General features: G+C 72.8%; 20 protein-coding genes. 14 read left to right on the top strand and 6 right to left on the bottom strand.

The features are described 5' to 3' along the window. Positions 1-279 precede the first annotated feature (279 nt). The 8 genes from mbhE (at position 280) to ACYVHU_RS18995 (ending at position 8,754) form a co-directional block, all read left to right on the top strand. The gene (gene mbhE / locus ACYVHU_RS19030; RefSeq protein ID WP_078762959.1) at positions 280-2,775 is read left to right on the top strand and encodes a hydrogen gas-evolving membrane-bound hydrogenase subunit E; all 2,496 of its coding nucleotides are present in this window, start codon (positions 280-282) and stop codon (positions 2,773-2,775) included. A 2-nt stretch (positions 2,776-2,777) separates the two neighbouring features. Further along, the gene (locus ACYVHU_RS19025) at positions 2,778-3,404 is read left to right on the top strand and encodes an MnhB domain-containing protein (RefSeq protein WP_078762958.1); all 627 of its coding nucleotides are present in this window, start codon (positions 2,778-2,780) and stop codon (positions 3,402-3,404) included. Beyond that, on the top strand, positions 3,401-3,775 hold the full coding sequence (locus ACYVHU_RS19020; RefSeq protein WP_078762957.1) for an NADH-quinone oxidoreductase subunit K: 375 nt from the start codon (positions 3,401-3,403) through the stop codon (positions 3,773-3,775). Before ACYVHU_RS19025 ends, ACYVHU_RS19020 begins: the two co-directional genes overlap by 4 nt. After that, a complete protein-coding gene (locus tag ACYVHU_RS19015; RefSeq protein WP_144390197.1) occupies positions 3,772-5,298 on the top strand; it encodes a Na+/H+ antiporter subunit D in 1,527 nt (508 codons plus the stop codon). The genes ACYVHU_RS19020 and ACYVHU_RS19015 overlap by 4 nt, the downstream gene beginning before the upstream one ends. Next, positions 5,295-5,924 carry a Na+/H+ antiporter subunit E gene (locus ACYVHU_RS19010; RefSeq protein ID WP_078762956.1) on the top strand — a complete coding sequence of 210 codons (630 nt, stop codon included), beginning with the start codon at positions 5,295-5,297 and terminating at the stop codon, positions 5,922-5,924. Before ACYVHU_RS19015 ends, ACYVHU_RS19010 begins: the two co-directional genes overlap by 4 nt. Continuing rightward, positions 5,921-6,199 (top strand): MrpF/PhaF family protein, encoded by a 279-nt coding sequence (locus ACYVHU_RS19005; RefSeq protein ID WP_078762955.1) that lies wholly within the window; start codon positions 5,921-5,923, stop codon positions 6,197-6,199. The genes ACYVHU_RS19010 and ACYVHU_RS19005 overlap by 4 nt, the downstream gene beginning before the upstream one ends. Then, the gene (mnhG, locus tag ACYVHU_RS19000) at positions 6,186-6,539 is read left to right on the top strand and encodes a monovalent cation/H(+) antiporter subunit G (RefSeq protein ID WP_078762954.1); all 354 of its coding nucleotides are present in this window, start codon (positions 6,186-6,188) and stop codon (positions 6,537-6,539) included. Before ACYVHU_RS19005 ends, mnhG begins: the two co-directional genes overlap by 14 nt. A 61-nt stretch (positions 6,540-6,600) precedes the next feature. Then, the gene (locus ACYVHU_RS18995) at positions 6,601-8,754 is read left to right on the top strand and encodes a RecQ family ATP-dependent DNA helicase (protein WP_498949153.1); all 2,154 of its coding nucleotides are present in this window, start codon (positions 6,601-6,603) and stop codon (positions 8,752-8,754) included. 547 nt (positions 8,755-9,301) lie between these two features. Here the strand turns inward: ACYVHU_RS18995 and ACYVHU_RS18990 are convergent. Then, complete coding sequence (locus tag ACYVHU_RS18990; RefSeq protein ID WP_078762952.1) at positions 9,302-10,189, bottom strand: sugar kinase; 888 nt, start codon at positions 10,187-10,189, stop codon at positions 9,302-9,304. Positions 10,190-10,415: 226 nt separating this feature from the next. Between ACYVHU_RS18990 and ACYVHU_RS18985 the strand changes: the two genes are divergently transcribed. The 6 genes from ACYVHU_RS18985 to ACYVHU_RS18960 all read left to right on the top strand — a co-directional run bounded on the left by ACYVHU_RS18985 (position 10,416) and on the right by ACYVHU_RS18960 (position 17,343). Further along, the gene (locus tag ACYVHU_RS18985; protein WP_078762951.1) at positions 10,416-13,142 is read left to right on the top strand and encodes a bifunctional acetate--CoA ligase family protein/GNAT family N-acetyltransferase; all 2,727 of its coding nucleotides are present in this window, start codon (positions 10,416-10,418) and stop codon (positions 13,140-13,142) included. 327 nt (positions 13,143-13,469) lie between these two features. Beyond that, positions 13,470-14,045 carry a DUF5998 family protein gene (locus ACYVHU_RS18980; protein WP_235001083.1) on the top strand — a complete coding sequence of 192 codons (576 nt, stop codon included), beginning with the start codon at positions 13,470-13,472 and terminating at the stop codon, positions 14,043-14,045. Positions 14,046-14,080: 35 nt separating this feature from the next. Further along, positions 14,081-15,220, top strand: a complete 1,140-nt coding sequence (locus ACYVHU_RS18975) for an alkaline phosphatase family protein (RefSeq protein WP_235001082.1) — start codon at positions 14,081-14,083, stop codon at positions 15,218-15,220. Between the two features lie 37 nt (positions 15,221-15,257). Next, entirely contained in the window at positions 15,258-15,728 is a 471-nt protein-coding gene (locus tag ACYVHU_RS18970; RefSeq protein ID WP_078762948.1) for a peroxiredoxin, read from the top strand. 96 nt (positions 15,729-15,824) lie between these two features. Further along, positions 15,825-16,610: a Clp protease/crotonase-like domain-containing protein gene (locus tag ACYVHU_RS18965; protein WP_498949152.1), complete on the top strand. Its 786-nt coding sequence runs from the start codon at positions 15,825-15,827 to the stop codon at positions 16,608-16,610. Between the two features lie 79 nt (positions 16,611-16,689). Continuing rightward, on the top strand, positions 16,690-17,343 hold the full coding sequence (locus ACYVHU_RS18960) for an MBL fold metallo-hydrolase (protein ID WP_078763060.1): 654 nt from the start codon (positions 16,690-16,692) through the stop codon (positions 17,341-17,343). 42 nt (positions 17,344-17,385) lie between these two features. Here ACYVHU_RS18960 and ACYVHU_RS18955 read toward each other — a convergent pair whose 3' ends face one another. From ACYVHU_RS18955 to ACYVHU_RS18935, 5 genes are all read right to left on the bottom strand, one after another. Then, positions 17,386-18,012, bottom strand: coding sequence for a DUF4291 domain-containing protein (locus ACYVHU_RS18955; RefSeq protein ID WP_078763059.1), 627 nt, complete (start codon positions 18,010-18,012; stop codon positions 17,386-17,388). 35 nt (positions 18,013-18,047) lie between these two features. Beyond that, a complete protein-coding gene (locus ACYVHU_RS18950; RefSeq protein ID WP_078762946.1) occupies positions 18,048-18,455 on the bottom strand; it encodes a DUF5709 domain-containing protein in 408 nt (135 codons plus the stop codon). Between the two features lie 51 nt (positions 18,456-18,506). Next, positions 18,507-18,959, bottom strand: a complete 453-nt coding sequence (locus ACYVHU_RS18945) for a DUF2203 domain-containing protein (protein WP_078762945.1) — start codon at positions 18,957-18,959, stop codon at positions 18,507-18,509. 56 nt (positions 18,960-19,015) lie between these two features. Then, a complete protein-coding gene (locus ACYVHU_RS18940) occupies positions 19,016-21,622 on the bottom strand; it encodes a CHAT domain-containing protein (RefSeq protein WP_498949151.1) in 2,607 nt (868 codons plus the stop codon). A gap of 171 nt (positions 21,623-21,793) precedes the next feature. Next, entirely contained in the window at positions 21,794-22,267 is a 474-nt protein-coding gene (locus ACYVHU_RS18935) for a hypothetical protein (RefSeq protein WP_078762943.1), read from the bottom strand. Between the last annotated feature and the right edge of the window lie 6 nt (positions 22,268-22,273).

Genomic DNA, 22,273 nt, shown 5'->3' with positions numbered 1-22,273 from the left:
GAGATCAAACACGGTGAAATTGGGAATTCGAGCCGGTGGCGTTCCGGAGAAGGACCTGATTTTCCCGCCCTACCAGTATAAATACGGAGAGTGACGATCGTCCGTGGTCGGTCGGGGGGGCGGCAAATAGTACACCTCGGCGCGGTGACGTCAAGATGGGAAGGAGGAGTGCGGTTACCCTTTGGGGTGTTCCGTCCGTTCGACACCTCGCCCCGCCCGCCCGCCGTCCGGTGGTGAGAAAGGTTGCGCCTCCGGTCCTGACCATCGATAACGTCACTTATGCTGCTGCCCTTCATCATCGCGATCCACGCCCTGGCTGCGGTCGCGATACCGCCGTTGGTACGGCTCCTGGGACCTCGCGCCTTCCTGGTGGCGAGCCTGCCGCCGATCCTGTCCGCGGTCTGGGCGCTCTCCCAGGCACCGGAGATCGTCGCCGGCCGGGCCGTTTCCGCGTCCATCCCCTGGGTGCCCGCCCTCGACATCAACCTCGACTTCCGGCTCGACGCGCTCGCCCTCGCGATGGTGCTGCTGGTCTCCGGCGTGGGCGCCGTCATCTTCTGCTACAGCGCCGCCTACTTCTCCTCCGGCGAGCGCGCGCTCGGTCGACTCGCCTCGGTGATGGTGCTGTTCGCCGGATCGATGCTCGGGGTCGTCACCACCGACAACCTGTTCGCGCTCTATGTCTTCTGGGAACTGACCTCGGTCACCTCGTTCCTGCTCGTCGGCCATGACGACCGCAAGGAGAACTCCCGGCGCGCGGCCACCCAGGCCCTGGTCACCACCGCGGGCTTCGGCCTGCTCATGCTCATCGGCTTCATCATCCTGGGCACCATCGGCGGGACCTACAGCATCTCCGCCCTGCTGGCCGACCCGCCCACCGACAGCCCCTGGTTGCCGGCGGCCCTGGTCCTCATCCTGGCCGGCGCCTTCGCCAAGTCCGCCCAGGCCCCCCTGCACTACTGGCTCCCGGGCGCGATGGTCGCCCCGACCCCGGTCAGCGGCTACCTGCACGCGGCGGCGATGGTCAAGGGCGGCGTCTACCTCATCGCCCGGCTGTCCCCCGGTTTCGCCGACGTCGATCCCTGGCGCGTCCTCGTGCTCGGCTTCGGTCTGGCCACGATGGTCGTCGGCGGGTGGCGAGCACTGCGCCAAGACGACCTGAAACTCCTCCTCGCCTACGGCACCGTCAGCCAGCTCGGTTTCCTCACCCTGCTGGCCGGGGCGGGCACCCACACCGCCGCGATCGCCACCATCGGGGTGCTGCTGTCCCACGGCCTGTTCAAGTCCACGCTGTTTTTGACCGTGGGGATCGTCGACCACCAGACGGGGACGCGCAGCATCAGCCGGCTCAGCGGCCTGGGGCGGCGGATGCCGGTGCTCGCGGTGGCGGCCGGTCTCGCGGCGGCCTCCATGGCGGGCCTGCCGCCGTTGCTCGGCTTCGTCGGCAAGGAGGCGGCGCTGGAGGCGTTCGTCCCCGGCCACGCCGGCGAACTCCCCCAGGGGGTCGCCTGGACCGTGCTGGTCGGCCTGGTGTTCGGCTCGGTGCTCACCTTCGCCTACAGCGCCAGGTTCGTCTGGGGGGCCTTCGCGGACAAGGCCACCGTCTCCGCGCGCCGCTTCAAAGCGCCCTCGGCCCCGTTCGTGGCGGCCCCGGTCCTGCTGTCGGCGGCCGGCCTGGTCCTGGGGGTCGCCTCGCCCCTCCTCGACCCGATCGCCCAGTCCTACGCCGCCGCCTACGACGACGGCGGGTACCCCTACCACCTCGCCCTGTGGCACGGCCTCACCCCGGCGCTCGGACTGTCGGCGCTGGTCATCGTCTTGGGCGCGGCGATGTTCTGGTGGCGTCGCCCCGTCGCCAGGCTGCAGAACTCGATGCCGCGCTGGCCGGACGCCGACGCGGGCTACCACCTGTTCATCCACACCGTCTACTCCAGCGCGCTGAGCGTCACGCGCCGCTCGCAGAGCGGCTCCCTGCCGGTCTACCTCGGCATCATCCTGGCCACGATGCTCGCGCTGCCGGGACTGCGCATGCTCGCGGCCCTGATCACCGGTGAGCTGGCGCTACCCCTGGGCGGAGAGCACCTGCGCCTGTGGGACAGCCCCCTTGAGGCGGTCGTCGCCCTGGTCATCATCGTCACCGCGGTCGCGACCGTGCGCGAACACCGCAGGTTCCCCGCCCTCATCCTCCTCAGCGCGATGGGATTCGGCATCGCGGGTCTGTTCGTCCTGCACGGGGCGCCCGACCTGGCGCTCACGCTGGTGCTCGTCGAAACGCTGACGACCATCATCCTGGTGTTCGTCCTGCGCCTGCTGCCGACGACCTTCCACACCCGGCCCAACGGGTGGGCCAAACGACTGACCCTCCTCCTGTGCTCGGCCGCGGGCACCTTCATCGCGGTGGCGCTGTGGCTGACGACGAGCGCGCGCACCGCCGAACCCATCTCGCGTGAGTTCGCCGGCTACGCCGAGCAGGCCGGGGGGCACAACCTCGTCAACGTGATCCTCGCCGACTTCCGCGCGCTGGACACCTTCGGTGAGGTCGTCGTCCTGGCCACCGCGGCCGTCGCGGTCGCCTCGCTGGTCCTGCTCAACCGCCGTGACCGGATCGTGGACGAGCCCGACGTCGACATCAACGAGGAGGAGATCGAACTGGCGATGCGCGCCCCCGGATCCCCCGTCAGCGAGAACGCCGACCTCGGCACGCGCGGCGAGGAGGGGGCCGACCTGCGAATCTCCCGTTCCCGAACCGGCGACAAGCCCAAGGAGGGAAGCTGACCATGGCCCTCGAAGGCAGTGGCGCCCCGCGCCCTCGTGCCACGGCCGGCGGGAGCTCCGCGGGACCGCCCGAAGGCTGGGAGGCACCGCGTGAACGGTGGCTGAGCACGGTCGTCCGTCCCGCGTTCGGTCCTCGCTCGGTCCTGCTGGAGGTCGCGGCGCGGCTGCTGATCCCCGCCATCCTCACCCTGTCGGTCTTCCTCCTGGTGTCCGGACACGACCGTCCCGGCGGAGGGTTCGCCGGAGGGCTCGTGGCGAGCATGGCCTACGTGCTGCGCTACATCGCGGGCGGTCGCCATGAACTCGCCGCGGGACTGCCGATGCGGCCCAACACCCTGCTCGCGCTGGGCATGATCGTCGCCTGCGGCGCGGCCGGTGTTCCGCTGCTGTTCGGCCGGCCCATCCTCGACACCGTCAAGTGGGAGTTCACCCTCCCGGTCTTCGGTGACGTCAAACTGCTCAGTGCGCTGATCTTCGAAACGGGGGTCTTCCTGATCGTCGTCGGTCTCGTCCTGTCCGTTGTCGCCGCGCTCGGCGCCCGCATGGAGGCGGAGGAGGCGGAGGCCCGCCAGGAGCGGGCCGCAGAGCAGGCGCGCGCCGCCCGCAGGCGAGGGGGTGAGAAGGCGTGAACACGCCCGGACTCATCCTCGTCGTGTGCGTCGCGGTCCTCTACTCCAGCGGCTTCTACCTGCTCCTCCAGCGCTCCCTGATGCGCGTCGTGTTCGGCATCCTCATCCTGGGCCACGCCGCGAACCTGTCCCTGCTCCTGACCGACGAGGCCATCACCCTGCCCCCGCTGCTGGGCGGCCCGTCGGGGGAGATGTCGGACCCGCTGCCCCACGCCATGGCGCTGACCGCGATCGTCATCACCTTCGGTGTCACCACCTTCCTGCTCGCACTCGCCTACCGGGTGTGGCTGGGAGACGAGAACGACGAAGTCCCCGACGACGTCGAGGACCGCCGCATCAGCCGGCTGACCGAGCCGGAGGACTCCTCGTGAACATGCTGCTCGCCATCCCCCTCGTGGTGCCGTTGCTGGGCGCCGCCGTGACGCTGCTGCTGCGCGGCGTTCCCCGGGCCCAGCAGATCGTCGGCGCGCTGACCCTGTCGGTGGTCATCGTCGACGCAGCGCTGCTGCTGGCGCGCACCGCCGACGGCACGGTCGTGACCACCCAGGCCGGGGCCTGGGCGGCGCCGCTGGGGATCACCCTGGTCGCCGACCCCATGGCCGCGCTGCTCCTGCTCGTCTCCTCGGTGGTCCTGCTGATCGTCCTGCTCTACGCGATCGGGCAGGACATCGGCGGGCTCAGCCGGGCCACGCCGCAGGTGTTCCACCCGACCTACCTCGTGCTGACCGCGGGCGTGTGCCTCAGCTTCATCGCCGGCGACCTGTTCAACCTGTTCGTCGGGTTCGAGATCATGCTGACCGCGAGCTACGCCCTCATCACCCAGGCGCCCACCAGGGCGCGGGTCCGCGCGAGCATGATCTACACCGTCGTCAGCCTGACCTCATCGATCCTCTTCCTCACCGGGATCGCCCTGGTCTACGCCCTGACTGGCACCGTCAACATGGCCGACATCGCCGAGAAGCTCGGTGCCGCCCCTCCGGAGCTGCGGATGGTGCTGGCCCTGCTGTTCTTCGTGGTGTTCGGGATCAAGGCCGCCATCGTGCCCATGCACTTCTGGCTGCCCGACAGCTATCCGGTGGCCCTCACCCGCATCTCGGCGATCTTCGCCGCGCTGCTGACCAAGGTCGCGGTGTATGCGATCATCCGCACCCAGACGCTGCTGTTCTTCCGCGACGACATCTCCGACGTACTGCTGTGGGTGGCGATCGCGACCATGGTCGTGGGGATCCTCGGCGCCCTGGTCCAAGACGACGTCAACCGGGTCATGTCCTTCGCCCTGGTCAGCCACATCGGTTTCATGATCTTCGGGCTGGGCGTGGGAACGGCCGCGGGTCTGGCCGGGGCGGTGTTCTACCTCGTGCACCACATCATCGTCCAGGCCACGCTCTTCCTGGTGAACGGGCTGATGCGGCAGTACGTGGGGCACACCTCGCTGCGCGCCATCCGCGGGCTGACCACGGTGTCCCCGGCGCTGGCGCTCTTCTTCTTCCTGCCGGCGCTCAGCCTGGCCGGGCTGCCGCCGATGTCGGGCTTCGTCGCCAAGGTCGCGCTGTTCGAGGCTGGTTTCGCCGAGGGAAGCCCGCTCGTCCTGGCCGGCATCGTCGCGGGTCTGTTGACCAGCCTGCTCACGCTGATCGCGGTCTTTCGGATCTGGACCCGGGCGTTTTGGGGCACTCCGCTGCCGGACATGGTCGAGGCGAAGGAGCGGCTGCGCAACGGCGCCAACCTCGGCGGTCTGCGTTTCATGACCACGATGACCGGGGTCATGGTCGCCGTCGGGCTGTTCGTGGCGGTCGCGGCCGGACCGTTGGCCTCGATCGGCTTCACCGCGGCCGAGGGGCTGGTCAACGGCGACGCCTACATCGAGGCCGTACTGGGAGAGGGGGCGCGATGACCGCGGCGGACGAGAGCGGCGCGGTGCGTCCCGTGGAGGCGCCCGCCGACGAGCGGAGCTGGCTCCAGCGTCTCCTGGGGCGCCTGCCCACGGTCGTCTGGCTCACGGTGATGTGGGTCATCCTGTGGGGGGACCCGTCCCCGGGAACGATCCTGGCCGGTCTGCTCGTGGCCTCGCTGGGCTACTCGGCCGCGCGTCTCCCGCACCTGCCGGTCCGGCTGGGATTTCACCCGATCGCGGTGTTGCGGCTGGCCTCGCGCATCGGCTACGACCTTTTCGCCTCCAGCGTCAGAGTGGCCTTCCACGTTCTGTGGCGGCCGGAGCGGACCCGCGGCGCGATCGTCGCGGTCCCCATGCGCACCGACTCCGACTTCCTGCTCGCCCTGGTCAGCGGAGGTCTGTCCCTGGTCACCGGGAGCCTGGTGATCGAACTCAACCGTGACCAAGGGGTCATCTACGTGCACGGTATCCCCGTGGCCTCGCCCGAGGCGGTGGAGGGGCTGCGCCGCCAGGTGCGCCGTACCGAGGAACTGATCGTCCGCGCGTTCGGCAACGCCGAGGACATCGCGGAGTTCGAACGCGCCGAACGCGAGTACGCCACGACCACGCGGAAGGAGACGTCGTGAACGTCTTGGAACACGTCTACACCGCGACGTTCGCCATGCTGGGCGCGGGCGTGCTGTTCACGCTCGTCCGCCTGGTGCGCGGGCCGTCGGTGCTCGACCGCATCATCTGCCTCAACGCGCTGTCGGTGCTGGTGGTCAGCTCGATCGCGGTGGAGGTCGCGGTCCGCGGCGACACCGCCTACATCGGCCTCATGGTGACGATCGCGCTGCTGGGCTTCGTCGGCACGTTGACGGCGGCCCGGTTCGCGGAGAGGCGGGCCCATGACCGTGGCTGACTGGGCGACCGCGGTGCTGCTGCCGCTCGGTGCGCTGTTCGCGCTCATCGGCACCTTCGGCCTGGTGCGGTTCCCCACGCTGTTGGGGCGCCTGCACGCGGCGACCAAGCCGGACACGGTGGGGCTGGTCCTGCTCCTACTCGGAGCCGCGTTCCAGCTGCCCGACGTCGGTTCGGCCGTGCCGCTGGCCCTGGTGGGCCTGTTCCAGTTCCTGACGGTCCCGGTTCTGGCCCAGACGATCGGGCGTGTCGCCTACAGCCGTGGCGAGAGCGACCGCGCCCACCTGGTGACCGACGAACTGCGGCAGGCGCTGCGCGAATCGCGCGACGACGGGGAGTGACCCGCGGCCGGTTGCCGGGACCGGGCGGCGCCGCGGCGCGGGCTCTGATAGCAAGGAGGACATGGTGACTTCAGCACCGTCCGAAACCGCGGCCCCGGCCTCGGACGAATCGGCCCTGCGCGAGGCGGCCGAGCGCCACCTCCGCGCGCTCGCCGGCCCGTCCGCCCGGCTGCGCGAGGACCAGTGGCGGGCCATCCACGCCCTTGTCGCCGAACGGCGCCGGGCCCTCGTCGTGCAGCGCACCGGGTGGGGCAAGTCGGCGGTCTACTTCGTGGCCACCGCGCTGCGCCGGGCCGAGGGGGCGGGCCCGACCGTCATCATCTCGCCGTTGCTCGCCCTGATGCGCAACCAGATCGCCGCGGCCGAACGGGCCGGGATCTCGGCCCGTACCATCAACAGCGCCAACCTCGACGAGTGGGAGCGGATCTACGCCGACATCGCGGCCGGCTCCGTGGACGTGCTGCTGGTCAGTCCCGAGCGGCTCAACAACCCCGACTTCCGCGACCAGGTCCTCCCCCGTCTCGCCGAGGGCGCCGGCCTGGTCGTCGTGGACGAGGCCCACTGCGTCTCCGACTGGGGGCACGACTTCCGCCCCGACTACCGGCGCATCCGCACGCTGCTGGCCGGGCTTCCGCGGGGCGTTCCGGTCCTCGCCACCACGGCCACGGCCAACGAGCGCGTCACCCGCGACGTCGCCGAACAGCTCGACATCGGCGACGGCGCGGGGACCCTGGTGCTGCGCGGCGCCCTCGACCGCGAGAGCCTGCGGCTGGCGGTGGTACGGCTTCCCGACAGCACCGCGCGGCTGAGCTGGCTGGCCCAGCACCTGGGCGAACTGCCCGGCTCCGGCATCGTCTACACGCTGACCGTCGCCGCGGCCGTGGAGACCGCGGCCTTCCTCGGTGAACGCGGTTACGACGTGCGCGCCTACACCGGGCAGACCGACCCCGAGGAACGCCGCAGGGCCGAGGACGACCTGCTCGCCAACCGCACCAAGGCGCTGGTGGCCACCAGCGCCCTGGGGATGGGGTTCGACAAACCCGACCTCGGATTCGTCGTCCACCTCGGCGCGCCCCAGTCGCCCATCTCCTACTACCAGCAGGTGGGCCGGGCGGGCCGTGGCGTCGAGCGCGCCGAGGCCATCCTGCTCCCCGGCCGCGAGGACCGCGAGATCTGGGCCTATTTCGCCAGTCTCGCCTTCCCGCCGGAGGAGATCGTGCGCCGCACCCTCGACGCCCTCGCCGAGGCGGACGGCCCGGTGTCGTTGCCGCGGCTGGAGGCCCGCGTCGACCTGGGCCGCAGCCGGCTGGAGCAGATGCTCAAGGTGCTCGACGTCGACGGCGCGGTGCGCCGGGTCCGTGGTGGCTGGACCGCCACCGGACGTCCCTGGAGCTACGACGCCGACCGTTACGCCGCGGTCGCCGCGGCGCGCGAGATCGAGCAGCGGGCGATGCTCGACTACGCCGACACCACCGGGTGCCGGATGGAGTTCCTGCGCCGTCAGCTCGACGACGCCGACGCGGGGCCCTGCGGCCGGTGCGACAACTGCACGGGGGGCCGCTGGCCCGTGGACGTCGATCCCGCGCAGCGGCAGGCCGCGGCCGAGCATCTGGATCGTCCCGGTGCCGTCATCTCCCCCCGCAAGCAGTGGCCCACCGGCATGGACGCGCTGGGGGTCGGCCTTTCCGGCAACATCCGCCCCGAGCACCGAGCGGAGGAGGGACGCTCCCTCGCCCGCCTGACCGACATCGGCTGGGGGACCACCCTGCGCCGTCTCCTCGCCGAGGAGGCCCCAGACGAACCGGTCGCGGATCGGGTGTTCCAGGGGCTCGTCCGGGTTCTGGCGGCCTGGCCGTGGCAACAGCGGCCGGTCGGCGTCGTCGCCATGCCCTCACGCGGCAGGCCGGTCATGATCACCGACCTCGCCGCGCGGATCGCGCGGGTCGGCCGGCTGGCCCCGCTGGGGACGCTCGCATACACCGGGCCCGACGGCCCCGGGGCGCGCCGTCACAACAGCGCCCAGCGGCTCGCCTCGGTGTGGCACGCGCTCACCGTGCCCGACCCCCTGCGCGCGGCCCTGGCCGGGGTCGACGGGCCGGTTCTGCTGGTCGACGACTTCACCGACACCGGGTGGAGCCTGACCGTGGCGGCCCGGCTGCTGCGTGAGGCCGGCTCGGGCCCGGTCCTGCCCCTGACCCTGGCCTCCCGGTCCTGAGCCGTCAGGGCGCGTTCTCCGGCCGGGAGGGCGCCGAGTGAGGATGTTCGACGGCCCCCTCCGGTGACCTCGTGTGGCCCGCATCGATGGGCGGCGCGGGAGGAGATCGGGAGGGGCCTTCCCGGTTCGCGTCCGCCACCGCCTCGTCTCGCGCAAGGCGAGGCGGCGTCGCCTCGTGGCCCCGGCCGCCGGCGCGTGGTCGCGGGAGGCGCCGGATGGGTGGTCTGGGGGGCGATCGGTGTCCGCGCGCCGAAGGGCGCGCCCGGCCGCTCCCTCGGACGTCGGCCGACCGGCGTGTTCGCCCGACCGCGCGGAGCAGCGGGGACGGGGATGGGAACGTCGGGCGGCGCGCGGGATCCCGGTCCGGGGGAGCTCGGCGAGGCCGCTGCCATCGTCCCGCCGAGGAGGAGGCGCGGACCCGCGGGGCCGAGCCCGTCCGGAGGTCCCGAACCTGAGGAGGGGCACGACCGGAGGGTCCGCCCCGGACCCGTGGCGGGTTTCGGGGCCCACGGAGGGGAGGCGGACCCCGCGCCGGTCCGCGACGGGGTCAGCCGAGGTCGGGGCGGGCTCCCGGCTGGTGGAGGGCACGCGCGGCCAGGCGCTGCGCGGAGGCCAGCGCGTCCCTGGGGTGCTTGCCGGCCAGCCACGGTGGGAGGAAGCCGGCGATGAAGGCGTCGCCCGCGCCGATCGACCCGGGAGAGGGCTCGACGGGCTCGGCGGGGAGCACGATGATGTCGTCCCGGTTCCGCGACGCCCACAGGGCGCCCGCGTCACCGAGCTTGATCACCACGTTGGGGTACCAGGCGATGAGGACCTTGGCCGCGGCCTCGGCCTCCTCCCGCCCGGTGAGCACGGTGGCCTGCTCCTTGTTGGCGAACAGCAGCCGCGCGTCCGTGGTCCACTCCAGGAAGTCCTCGGCGCCGGCGCGCTCCAGCGGGGCGTGGGAGCCGCCGTCCACCGAGATGGACATGCCCGTGGACCTGGCCATGCGCAGCGCCGCGCGCGCGGCGCGCCGGGACCCCTCGTTGAGGAGGGTGTAGCCGGACAGGTGCAGATGACCGTCGGGCCCGAACACGTCGCGGGGGAGGTCCTCGGGCTGGAGCGCGGCGTTGGCGCCGGGGTCGCTCAGCATCGTGCGGTCGCCGCGGTGGGTGATCATCACCACGCAGGTGCCGGTGGGACGCTCGGGGTCCATGACCATGCGCGCGTCGATGCCGTACCCCATGAGCTCCATCTCGCGGGTACGGCCGGTGATGTCGGAGCCGCGCCGGCCGACGAGCGTGGTGTCGGTCCCCTCGACGGCGAGCCAGGCGGCCACGTTGGCGCCGGATCCGCCGCCGTACATGATCACCGAGGCGGGGGTGTCACTTCCTCTGGCCAATGGGTGGAAAGCCCGCGCGACAGCGTCGGTCATCAGATCGCCGATCACGACCACTCGCGTCATACCGTCACCGCCTTGCCGACCGAGCTGCGAGCCTGCCCCGCCCTGTTTTTCGAATGCGCTCCTGACGTTAACAGGTCCTGGGGAGACCGTGGGTAACGAAGTGACGGAGGGGAAGGTGAGATCGGTCCAACGGAAGCGTCACTACTTCTGTCCGAAACGCCCGAATCGCCGGCGTGCTGCCTCCAGCGCGTAGGAAAACTCGTTTACTCTCAAAACCGTGCAGCCTTACCCGAAACACTGGGAAGCCGACGTCGTCCTCACCGATGGCGGTACCGCGCATATCCGTCCCATCACCCCCCAGGACGCCGGCCTGCTCCAGGAGTTCCACTCCCGCCTGTCACCCGAGACCATCTACTACCGGTTTTTCGCGCCCTATCCGAAACTGTCGCGACGCGATGTCGAACGGTTCACCACGGTGGACTACGAGGACCGGGTGGCCCTGATCGCGACCATCGGCGATCCCATGGTCGCGGTGGTCCGCTACGACAAGGTGGGGCCCGACGAGGCGGAGGTCGCCTTCGTCGTCGAGGACGCCCACCAGGGGCGCGGTCTGGCCTCGGTACTGCTGGAGCACATCGGTGAGGCCGCGCGCGAGCGCGGGGTGCGCCGCTTCATCGCCGATGTCCTCCCGGAGAACCGGCGCATGATCAACGTCTTCCGGGAAGCCGGATACACGGCCCAGCAGACCTTCGACGAAGGCGTCATCCGGCTCACCCTCGACCTGGAGCCCACCGAGGAGTCCCGCGAGGTCATGCGCGCGAGGGAACAGCGCGCGGAGTCCCGGTCCATCGCACGGCTGCTCTTCCCGGAGTCGGTCGCGGTGATCGGCGCCAGCCGTACCGCCCACACCATCGGGCAGACCGCCCTGCGCAACCTCATCGCCGGCGACTTCCGCGGCCCGGTCTTCCCCGTGCACCCCGAGGCCAAGGCCGTGGCGGGCGTGCGCGCCTACCCCAGTGTCCTCGACATCCCCGACCCGGTGGACCTCGCGGTCGTCGCGGTACGCGCCGACATGGTCGCCGACGTCGTGGACCAGTGCGCCCGCAAGGGGGTGCACGGTCTGGTCGTGGTCAGCTCCGGCTTCGGCGAGGCCGGACCCGAGGGACGGGCCCGCCAGGACGAACTGGTGCTGACCGCGCGTGCCGCGGGGATGCGCGTCGTCGGCCCCAACTGCCTGGGGATCGCCAACACCGACCCCGCGGTCTCGCTCAACGCCACGCTCTCACCCGACGTGCCCCCGCGCGGCCCCATCGGCTTCTTCTCCCAGTCGGGCGCGCTCGGCCGGGCGATCCTGCAACGGGTGGCCCAGCGTGGCATGGGCCTGTCGACCTTCGTCTCCGCGGGCAACCGCGCCGACGTCTCGGGCAACGACCTCATGCAGTACTGGGAGGAGGATCCCGCCACCGAGGTGGTCCTCCAGTACCTGGAGTCGCTGGGCAACCCGCGCAAGTTCACCCGGCTGGCCCGCCGGCTGGCCCGGCACAAACCGGTCGTCGCCGTGCGCAGTGGCGGATCCTCCCAGGGGGTTCCCACCGGGCACGCCGCCAACGCCCTCGCGCTGCCGGACTACGCGGTCACCTCTCTGTTCCAGCAGGCCGGCGTGGTGCGGGTCGACGACATCACGCAGATGTTCGACGTCGCCCAACTGTTCGCCTACCAGCCGCTTCCCGCGGGGCCGCGGGTCGGCATCCTCGGTAACTCCGACTCCCTCGGCCTGCTCGTCAAGGACGCCTGCGTACGCTCCGGCCTGCGCCCCCACGATCCGGTCGACCTCGGCCCGACCGCCACCGCCGAGGACTTCGACGCGGCGCTCGGCGCCGCGCTGGCCGACGATTCGGTCCACTCGGTCGTGGTGGTGTTCATCCCCGCCCTGAACCCGATCTCCGACGACGTGGCCGAGGTCCTGCGGACCCGGGCGGCCACCGCGTCCAAGCCGATCGTGACCACCTACCTGGGCTACCAGGGGCTGCCCGAAGAGCTGCGTCGGGTCGGTCCCGACGGGGAGACCATCCGCGGGTCGATCCCCTCCTACCCGGCGCCCGAGGACGCGGTGCGCGCGCTGGCCCACGCCACCCGCTACGCGATGTGGCGCGAACGCGACCTCGGCCGCCACCCGGAGCTGGCCGACATCGACCGGGCCGCGGCGCGGGAACTGATCAGCGAGGCGCTGGCCGACGCCGAGGTGTCCGGTGAGCCGTCCCACTCGGTCTGGTTCACCAGTGAGCCGGTGCACGACGAGGAGAGCGCGGTCGCGCCCGAGATCGCCCGGCGGCTGCTGGCCTGCTATGGCATCGACGTCTGGCGCGACATCCCGGTGGCCTCCGCGGCCGAGGCGGTCGCCGCGGCCGAGGAACTGGGGTATCCGGTGGTCGTCAAGGCCAACGCCCCCGATCTGCGGCTGCGTTCGGGCGGCGGTGGGATCCGGGCGGATCTGCACACCGCCGAGGACGTGCGCGGGGCCTACACCGCGTTGCACGACCGTCTCGGCGAGGAGGCGATGCTGGTCGTCCAGCGGATGGCCGTCCTGCCGGGGGTGCCCACGGTGGTACGGGCGGGGGAGAACCCCTCGTTCGGTTCGGTGGTCGCCTTCGGACTCGCCGACGCCACCGCCGAACTGCTGGACGACCGGGCCTACCGTCTCGCCCCGCTCACCGACTCCGACGCCGCCGACCTGGTCCGCGCCGTCCGTTCCTCGGCCCTGCTGTTCGGGCTTCCCGCGGGCGCCTCGTCCCTGGCCGACCAGCCCGACGTCGACGCGCTGGAGGACCTGCTGGTGCGGGTGTCACGCCTGGTCGACGCGCTGCCCGAGGTCGCCCACGTCGACTTGGACCCGGTCGTCGTCAACGCCAGCGGCGCCCACGTGCTGGGGGCGCGCGTCTGGCTGCGCGAGGCCCCCGAGGTCCGCCTCGACTATGGCCCGCGGCGGTTGCGCGTTCCCTTCTGAGGGCGTGCGGCCCGCGCCCCACGGCGCGGGCCGCCCTCACGCCGGTTCCGGCTGGGGCTCGGGCTCCGGTGGCGGCGCCGGCGGTTCGGGGGGAAGGGGACTGGGCTCCGGCGGCACCGGGTCGGGGCCGGGCATGGGCGGTCCCGGGGGCTGGGGGGTCGGTATCGGTGGGACGGTCATCACATACATAATCGACCCCTACCCGCCCGCCCGGCCGCTATCCGTGCTCCCGCGTCCCTCCCTTGAGCCTCCTCCGCCCGGGTCGTCGTCCGGGTGCGTGCGGTCATCAGGAGAGGGCAGGATGGGGGCATGAGGAAAACGCGTGCTGTGTCCACTGACTGGCGCTCGGAGATCGAGCGCAGTGGGTACTACCCCGGGCTCGTGGCCGACGCCGTGGCCACCACCCTCGGCACTGAGACCGCCGAAGCCTTCGTGGTCCACCACGAGGCCACGTTCGACCCCGGAATGGAAGTGCGGCGGCACATCACCGTCCTGCTGCTCACGCCCACCCGCCTGGTCGTCTGCCACACCGACGAGCACCCGCCCGCGGGCCCGGGTGAGCGCCCGCACGCCTCCACGACCACCGACGCCATCAAGCTCGGCAACATCCAGTCCGTCGCGCTCACCCGCGTCGTGCCCGACCCCGCCGCCTACGTGCCGGGCACCCCGCCCAGCGAGGTCGTCTTGAGCATCAACCTCGCGGTCAACTGGGGGGCCATCGCCCACATCGATCTCGAACCCGCCGCGTGCGCCGACGAGTCGTGCGACCTCGACCACGGTTACACCGGCGCGATCACCGCCGAGCCGCTGACCCTGCGCGTCAGCCAGGCCGCTGACGGAGCCGACGCCGTCGCCAACCTGCTCGGGTTCGCCCGCGCGCTGACCGAGGCCACCACCGGCTGACGTCCCGCCCTCTCGCAACGACCCAGGAGAACCCCGTGTCCCCCGCCCCCGCCGTCTTCGACACACCCCGCTACGGTGCGGCGTCCCTGGCCGACCTCGCCCCCTCCGTGCTGGCCTCCCTCGGCGTCCCGGGGGAACCCAACGTGCTCGGCCTCGTCCCGTCCCGGCGCGCGTGCGTGCTCCTCGTCGACGGCATGGGCTGGGAGGCACTGCGCGCCAACCGGGAGCACGCCCCCTTCCTGGCGTCGCTGCTGGAGGGCGGCGGGCCGTTGACGGCGGGTTTCCCCACCACCACGGCGACCAGTCTCACCTCCTTCGGCACCGGCGCCGCGCCCGGCCACCACGGCATCCTGGGCTACCAGGTCGCCGTGCCCGGCCACGACCGCGTCATGAACTCGCTGAGCTGGGACCCCGGGATCGAGCCGGAGGAGTGGCAGCCCCGGCGGACCGTCTACCAAAGGGCCGAGGCCGCAGGGGTGCACGCCTCTTATGTGGCGGCGGGGATGTTCGAAGGGAGCGGCTTCAGCCGCGCCTCGGCACGGGGCAGCCGCTACGTCGCGGCCGACGGGATCACCGCGCTCCTGGCGCAGGCCGAGGCGCAGCTGCACGCGGCCCAACGCTGTTTCGTGTTCGTCTACCACAGCGCGCTGGACTCCAACGGCCACCACTACGGGGTCGACTCCTCGCACTGGCGCCACCACCTCGCGCTGGTCGACCGGTTCGCCGAACGGCTCGCCGCGGTGCTGCCGCCCGACGCCGCCCTGTACATCACCGCCGACCACGGCATGGTCGACATCGGCGCGGACGCCCGCGTCGACGTGGAGAGCGATCCGGAGCTGAACGCCGGGGTGCGCGTGCTGGCGGGCGAGGCCCGGGCCCGTCAGGTCTACACGCGCCCCGGCGCCACCCCGGACGTCCTCGCCGCCTGGCGGGAGCGCCTGGAGGGACGGGCGGTGGTGGTCAGCCGTGAGGAGGCGATCGCCGAAGGCTGGTTCGGACCGGTCGGCGAGGAGTTCCTGCCCCGCATCGGCGACGTGCTGGCCCTCGCGCACGGCGACACCGCGCTGGTCGCGCCGGAGGCGGAGCGGATCGAGTCGGCGCTCGCCGGACACCACGGTTCGCTCACCCCGGCCGAACTGCGCGTCCCCCTGCTCCGCTTTTCGCCCGAGGGGTGAGCACCGACCACATTCGACGGCCCGAGGAGGACAAGGCGTGCATGTAGGCGACGAGGTACCCGACTTCGAGCTGCCCGACCAGGAGGGCAGGCCCCGCCGGCTCAGCGCCCTGCTGGCCGATGGGCCGGTGGTGCTGTTCTTCTATCCGGCCGCGATGACCCCCGGGTGCACGGCCGAGAGCTGCCACTTCCGCGACCTCGGCGCGGAGTTCGCCGCGCTGGGCGCCCAGCGGGTCGGTATCAGCGCGGATCCGGTCGACCGGCAGCTCCGGTTCGCCCAGGCCAACGGGTTCGACTATCCGCTGCTCTCCGACGCCGACGGCGAGGTGGCCGCCGCGCTGGGGGTGCGCCGGGGAGGGCCGATGGCGGTCGTGGCGCCGACACGCCGGCGCACGTTCGTGATCGACACCGACCGCCGGATCCTCGCCGTCATCAGCGGCGAGATCCGCATGCGGGCGCACGCCGACGGCGCGCTGGAGGCGCTGCGCAGGCGAAGGGGCGAGGGCTGAGCCCGAACCGACACGAGGCCCCGGGTGTACCCGGGCGGGGCGGAACGGGCAGGATCGGGTCAGCATCCCGGAATCCGACCGGAAAGGGGTCCCTTGATGTCGCAGGCCACCGAGCAACTGGTGCGCGGCACCCTCGACCGGGGCGTCATGACGCTCACCCTCGACTCCCCGCGCAACCGTAACGCCCTGTCGGCGCGGTTGCGCACCGAGCTCGCGGCGGGTCTGGCCGCGGCGATGGCCGATCCGGAGGTGCGCGCCGTCGTCCTCACCGCCACCGGCCCCGCCTTCTGCGCCGGGGCCGACCTCAAGGAGGTCGCCGCGGAACTCGCCGGACAGGCCCCCGCCGCCGACGCGCCGGGCATGCCCGAACTCTTCTCGGCGATCATGGACGCGCCCAAGCCCGTGGTCGCCAAGCTCAACGGCCCGGCGCGGGCCGGCGGTATCGGGCTGGTCGCGGCCGCCGACATCGCGATCGCCCCGCAGGACGCCACCTTCGCCTTCACCGAGGTGCGCATCGGCGTCGTCCCGGCGATCATCTCCGTCCCGGTCGCGCTCCGCATGCACGACCGGCAACTCAACCGCTACTTCCTCACCGGCGAGACCTTCGACGCCGCGACGGCCGCGGCCGCCGGTCTGATCACCGCGGCGGTGCCCGCCGACCGGGTGGACGCCGAGACCGAGGCGGTCCTCGACGGACTGCGCCGGGGGGCGCCCCGCGCGCTGGCCCGCACCAAGGAGCTCCTCGGCGCCTCGGAGCGGGAGGAACGGCGCCGCCGCTTCGACGAGATGGGGCGGGTCTCCCGGGAGTTCTTCGCCAGCGAGGACGCGGCGGAGGGGCGGGCGGCCTTCTTCGAGAAGCGTCCGCCGCGCTGGGTTCCCTGACCCTCCTCCGCCGACCACGCGCCGGGCGGATCCGGCCTGTCCATGGCGTGCCCACGAGACGCCCACCACAATGGGGGACGTGAACTACTCCGGAGACACGCGGGTCGGCGGACCCGCCGACGTACGCGAACTGTCCGAGCTGACCATCAGCAAGCTCGCGGTGGGCCCGATGGACAACAACGCCTACCTGCTGCGTTGCCGACGCAGCTCTGAGGCGGTCCTCATCGACGCCGCCGACGAGGCCGATCGCCTCCTCGACCTCGTCGATGGGGCGGGACTCGACCGGATCATCACCACCCACCGCCACCAGGACCACTGGCGGGCGCTGGCCGAGGTGGCCGGGGCGACCGGCGCGCGCACGGTCGCCCACCCCCTCGACGGCGGGGAGCTGCCGGTCTCGGTCGACGAGCCGGTCGAACACGGCGCCCGCGTCAAGGTCGGGGAGTGCGAGCTGGAGGTCATCCACCTGCGCGGTCACACCCCCGGCTCGATCGCGCTGTGCTACGAGGACCCCCACGGGGGAACCCACCTGTTCACCGGCGACAGCCTCTTCCCCGGGGGAGTGGGCAAGACCTGGAGCGACGCGGACTTCCGGTCCCTGCTCGCCGACGTCGAGGAGCGGATCTTCGCCCGCTTCGACGACGACACCTGGGTCTACCCCGGCCACGGCCGCGACACCACGCTGGGCGCCGAGCGCCCCCACCTGGACGAATGGCGCGAACGGGGGTGGTGACCCCCGCCCCGGGAGGGTGGGGAGCCGTCCCGGGGCTCCGCGCTAGGCGTCGGCGGCCGAGGCGCGAACCGCCGCCGCGGCCTCGGGGGACAGGGGCAGCACACGCTCGTCGGGCAGGAGCGCGAGGGCCTGCTCACTTCGGCCGGCGTCCAGGAGCTCCCGCATCCGCAGGGCCCGCGCGGTGACGTCGGCGATGCCGGTGATCCACTCCCCGGTGTAGCGCCGGACGGCCTCACCCGACAGGCCCACCTGGATCGAGCGGTGCGCCAGCGGGGCGCCGCGCACGTCGCGTTCGGGGTCCCACTGGACGCGCACCGGGGAACGCCCCAGCGCCGCGCGCCACTCCTCGTGGGTGTCGTGCAGGGCGCGGTCGAAGTGACTCGGGCAGGAGTGGCGCAGCGCCCATTCGAAGCCCTCGCGCCGGATCCGCACGGCCAGGACCCGTTCCTGGCCGGGCTTGGCGGCGTAACCGCAGCGGTACATCATCCACAGGAAGGAGGGCTTGATCCAGGTCATCCGCTCGTGTTTGAACGGCGGGACGAAGGTCCCCGCGGCCAGGGCCGCGTCCGCGATCGGGGCGGGATAGGCCTGGTAGACGACGAGCGTGGTGTCGTCGTGGTCGGCGCGGACCTCGCGGGCGGCGGGGACTCGGGAGGGCGTGGCTCGCATGGCCTCCATCATCCCGAGGAGGACAAGCGGTTTTTTCAGGGGAGGTCGGGGTCCTCGCGTTCCCGCACCGCCTGTTCCTCGGCGCTGTAGGCCCCCCGGTCGAATCCCGCGTCCCCGGCCACCAGTTCGTCCTCGTCGTCCTCGCGGACCCCCTCGTCCTCGGCGACCAGGCGCTCGGCCGCGGGGTCGGCGTCGATGTCCCCCTCGGGGTCCGGGCGCGTCTCGCCGAAGTCGGGCTCCTCACGCGACAGCGCGACGTCGAGAGGTTCGCCGGCCTCCTTCTCGGTGCCGGTCGTCCCGAACTCGTCCATCGCCTGGGGGCGCTCGTTCGGCAGGATCAGGTCCTCGGTGCTGTCCTCCTGGGCGGGCAGGGCGTCGTTCTCCCAGTCCGCGGCGGTGTTGTTGATCGGTTCCGTGCGCTGATCCGGTTGCTTCTCGGTCATGGGGATCCCCTACCACCGCCTCGTGCGGTCATGCGCGGGACGGGCCGGTGATCAACTCGGCGGGGGATAGGCGCGCTCGGTCGGCGGAAGCGGACGACGGCCGGCGAAACCGAGGTCGATCCGGTGGTACCAGGCGATCTCGGTCTCGCCCTCGAGCCAGCACAGCCGTACGGGGGTCCCGCTGAGGAGGACGGGGAAGTCGAGGAGCAGGGGCGCCACCCCCTTGACCTCGATCCCCGCCTCGCCGAGCTCCGCGGGGATCTCGGCGAGGCGCGCCTCCAGCGCCTTCAACTCGGCCATCCCGCCCAGTGGGGACATGCCGCCGGTGTTCAGGTCGGCGGCGAGCTGGACGAGGTCCGCGCGGACGGCCACCAACTCGTCGGTCAGCTCGCGGACCCACGGTAGGAGCGCGTGCGCTTCGGCGGTGGAGAACAGCCGCCGAGCCCCGTCCCCGCCGCCCTGGTGGGGGACAGGGCCGGGGGTGTCGTCTTTGCTGTGACCCATGCCCGTACGCTATCCACTCCGACGCCGGGAGGGGGCGCAATCCAGCTCGTCGCAGGTCATCCGGCGCCAAAACAGACGAATCCCGCCTCGGAGAGGTGGTCGGCGACCGCCTGGGCCGGTGGCGTTCCGGCGAGAAGCGCGGCGTACAGGGCGGCCATGGACCGTCCGGCTCCCCTGTCGCGCACCGGCAGCATGCTTGCGATGACCGTCCGTCCGCCGCGCGCCAGCACGGTGCTCACCAACCCGAGGGGGACCCCGGTGGGGGAGGAGACCGACTGGCCCAACCCGCAGGAGGACAGGACCGTCAACCAGGGGAGGCGCGCCGGCCGCTCCATGTCGTAGGCGAACAACGGGCCGCCGTTCAGGAGGAGCCCCGAACGCATGGGCGCGTCCATCGGAACCATCCCGTGCGCGCCGAGGTGGGCGATGTCGGCGGCTCCCAGCCCGCGCAGCACGGCGTCGGCGGTCGCGGCCGCGCCGGAGAGCACGGTCGCCCCGGGCAGGAGCCGGGAGAGCGCGCGAATCTCGTCCTCGGCGCCGGCCAGCCCCGGTCCCGCCACGATGAGGGGGCGTCCCGGCGGGGACGGGGCCGGCCGCGATCGGCAGGCGAGCCAGGTCCGGGCGGAGGGGACGACGCTCACCGGGAGTCCGCGCAGACCCGGCAGCACCCCCCAGGGCAGGGCGTGGGCCTCGGGAGGGGGGACCACCACCAGGGGCCGGCCGCCGATCGCGTCGCCGATGGGGTCGACCAATAACCGTTGCACCAGGGCCGCCCGCGCCTCGGTGAGCGCGTCCGCGGCCGTGGAGGGGGTCACGACGCCCAGCCGCGCGGCGTGCAGCAGTTTGGCCACGGCGTCGGCGCGGTCGGGCGAGTCCGGCAGCCGGTGGGCGCGTACCCGACCCGCCACGAGGGTGATCGCCACGGGTCCCCTCCCGTCCTCCGCGTAGCGGACGAAGGCCCGCGAACCCAGCTCGCCGGCGAGCCGGGCCACCAGGGTGCCGGACGCCCAGGGGGAGGCGAGCGGGCGGGCGGCGCAGGCGGCGTGCCACCGGGCCAGGCCCAGCCTCAGGGAGAGCCGACCCAGTTCCCGGCGGGCCGAGACGTCCCCGGCCGTGGCCTGGTCGTGGGCCGAACGGTAGCGGTCCAGCAGGGCGGCCCAGCCGGTGTCGTGGCAACGGGAGTCGGGGGAGGAGGCCGGCCGCCACTCCAGGAACTCCAGCGCGGTGGCGGCGTCGCCGTCCTCCAGCGAGATCCGCGCCCCGAGCCCGGCCAGCTCGTGCCCGGCCGGCCGGGCGTGGGCCACCAGCTCGACATGGCCGCATCCGAGGGGAGGCCCGGCCTCCCGCGACAGGCCCCTCTCCAGCACCTGGCGTGCCACCTCGCGCCGGTCCTCGGCCAGCGCACGCAGCGCCGCGGCGTGAAAGGGACCGGGAGCCGGATCCCCGCCCAGCGGCGTGGTGGCGATCCGCAGCGCGAGCGCCCGGCCGGCGTCCGCCGTGGCCGGCAGGTCGCGGGGCCATTCCGGAGGCGGCGCCTCTGAGAGGACGGGACCGTCCCCATGGGTGTCCGGGCGCGGTCCGGACACCGCGGGTGCCTCCGTCCGCACCGCGTCGGCGGGCTGGGTTTGGCTCCGCAGGCCGGTGCGGCCGGTCGGCCCCGGACGGGGCGCGTGCGGCGTCCCGATACGCCGGGAGGGGGCGAAGCGCGCGGCCCACTCCACCTGACGGGCGATCCCGGCCCACGACGAATGGGGTGGGAACGCCTCGCGCACCCGCCGGGCGCGTTCCACCGCCGTGTCCCGGTCGCCCATGTTCAGGTGGACCTTGGCCTCCAGGAGGCGGCGAACGGCGAACTCGGAGTCGCGGTGTTCGGTCTCGCAGGACGCCGCCGCGCGGCGGATCAGCGTCGCGGCGTCGCGGAACAGCCCGGCCGCCACCAGCGCGTTGGCGCGGTCCAGCGCCAACGCGCCGAGCCGGCTGCCGGGCAGCAGGGGAGAGGCGGCGGCGAAGCGGTTCATCGCGGCGCCGACGTCCCCCCGGACGACCTCGACACAGCCGAGGTTGTGCAGGACGAGACCGCCCAGGTAGTCCAGCCCGTGTTCGCGGGTGAGCGCCAGGGCCTGCTCCAGGTCGTCGGCCGCGGCGGAGAGCCTCCCGGCGTGCATCAGCGCCAGTCCCCGGTTGCTCAGCAACCCGGACAGCAACCGTCCGTCGGGCCAGGAACGCATGTGGCGCGCCGCGGCGTCGAAGCTGTCGAGCGCGTCTGAGAACAGGCCCTGTTGGCAGGCGGCCACCCCACGGTTGAGCAGGGCCAGCGCGCGCGCCGAGGGGTCGGGGCGAGCGGCCCGGTCCAGCCGGAGGTCCAGACCGCGTCCGCCACCCCGCCGGGCCAGCAGGCCCAGCCTGGTGACGTGCGCCTGGGCGGCGAGGGCGCGCGCCCCCGAGCGGCGGGCGATCGTGACGGCCCGCAGGAGAGACCGCTGGGCCGCGGCGGGATCCCCCATCTCGTGCTGGGCCAGACCCAGGGCGCGCAGGGCGATCGAGTGGATCCGGGGATCGGCCTGTTCGGCCAGCAGCCGTGTGGCGTGCCGGTGGGCGCGCGCGGGATCGCGGCCCACCAACGCCACCACCCGCGTGACCTCGTCGTCGATCCGGAGAACCACTACGCCATCGCCTTTCCGTCGCCGGCGGACGTGCGGGAACGCGGCACAACGGTCGTCGTCGCCGACGGTCACGCGCCGCTCACAGTGATAACAGCTCGCCGTCCCGCCGGGGGAGGAAACGACGAGGAAAGGCGGCGTCCCGTGGGGCCGCGTCGCCGCCTCCGCTGTGGCTCACACGCCGATCCAGCGCGTGGCCACCGGCGGACCCGAGCCGAGATGACACAGCAGGCTCACCGGCCCCCCGGGAACACCGCGCACGACGAACGCGCCGGTCCCGTCGACGCCCTCGGTCCGCCGTCCGCGTGGCCAGCGGACGACGACGGAGACGGCGCGCGGGGGGTCGAACTGCCCGACCAGGTCGCGTCGGCTGTCCTGGGAGGTGACCTCGAGCCGGAGGAGCAGGTCGCCGACCCCGAAGGTCAGGTAGCGGGGGTCCAGGCCGAAGCCCACGGCATCGCGCAGGTCCTCAGGAGGGGTGTCCGCCGAGTCGTCGAGGACGTCGGCGAGCAGTTCGCCCGGACACAGCATCGCGTGAGCGGCGCGGGCGGCGGCGAGCACCTCCGCGGGCATGGGATCCACGACCGGCGGGTCGCCGCGCAGCGACGCGAAGAACCGCCGGTCGTCAATGGGCTCGTCCAGGGACATGCCTGG

Source organism: Marinactinospora endophytica, from assembly GCF_054780875.1.
The sequence above is the reverse complement of the archived record's forward strand: the minus strand, read 5'-3'. Positions and strand labels throughout refer to the sequence as shown.